Origin of the sequence: Bacteroides sp. 41_26, assembly GCF_949740115.1 — a bacterium.
Lineage (GTDB): Bacteria > Bacteroidota > Bacteroidia > Bacteroidales > Bacteroidaceae > Bacteroides > Bacteroides nordii.
Window position 1 is genome coordinate 1 of sequence record NZ_CATJGZ010000016.1, and the last position, 1,041, is coordinate 1,041.

The following is a 1,041-nucleotide window of genomic DNA, read 5'->3' on the forward strand; positions in this document are numbered from 1 at the left end:
AGCAACGGATGTACACAAGTTAATCCGTGAGAAAACCGATTAATTTTTTCTTTTCTAATGGCTTTCAATCCTGTTTTGTCGTGAGATAAGGCAGGATTTTCTTTTTCCTGTTCGAGTATATCCGGGACTTTCTGTATATTTGCAACAGTTTCATTAGAAAAAACAGTAGAGGTTGAGAACTTCTACCTTATATATAACATAACGTTCGCAGAACGTCTTGACACAGAAAACTGGTAATTTTCAAAAAAGACAAGACCCAAAGCGCAATGTTTCATGCTGTATGTGCATACGGCGTGGACTTGCCTATCTTGTCTTTTAGGTATACCAGTGCCTCTGTGTCGGGATAGCGTGAGTTCACGCTTTTTTTAGACGTACTGGCGAACAGTTTGCAATTAAAAACTGTTTGATACCAACTTATGAAACATTTAAAAACTTGTATTGCTGTATCTCTCGATGGCTTCATTGCCCGAAAAGATAATGATTTGGACTGGATGCTGGAAAACGTTAAAAAGGAAATTTCGGCAGCTTATGAACAACCCGGTGTATTTCTTGCCGGAGTGAATACTTATAACATGATTTTTAAACGTTGGGGCGGATGGTCGTACAAAAGTAAAAAGACTTTTGTAGTGTCCCACTACGATACCAATGTGACGAAAAAGGAGAATGTAACCTTTCTTACTGATATGCCCTTACGGGCAATCAATGAACTTAAATCAAGTTCGGAAACCGACATTCAGGTTATTGGCGGCGGTAAGTTTATAACCTCGCTGATTGAAGCGTCCCTGCTGGATGAAATAACGCTGTATATCGTTCCGGTCATGCTGGGGGACGGTATCAAGTTTATAGGAAAGACTTTCGGGTCGAAGTGGGAACTGACCGGACACCGGGTTATAGACAATCAGGTCGTTTGCCTGACCTACCAGTACAAAGGAGAATGATTAAAAAAAGCACCCGGTGTCCCTCCGGGTGCTTCAACCACAAAAATTTCAATTATAAATCTATCTATAATGAAACTTTCTGTGGCAAATATAACGATTTTCG

1 protein-coding gene is annotated in these 1,041 nt (G+C 40.2%); it reads left to right on the forward strand.

All coding sequences use genetic code 11. The features are described from left to right. Positions 1-416 precede the first annotated feature (416 nt). Positions 417-938 carry a dihydrofolate reductase family protein gene (locus QX565_RS00175; RefSeq protein WP_289290519.1) on the forward strand — a complete coding sequence of 174 codons (522 nt, stop codon included), beginning with the start codon at positions 417-419 and terminating at the stop codon, positions 936-938. Positions 939-1,041: the final 103 nt, after the last annotated feature.

Coding starts and splice junctions, on each gene's coding strand:
- QX565_RS00175 (WP_289290519.1), top strand. CDS start 417: ATGAAACATTTAAAAACTTGTATTGCTGTATCTCTCGATGGCTTCATT.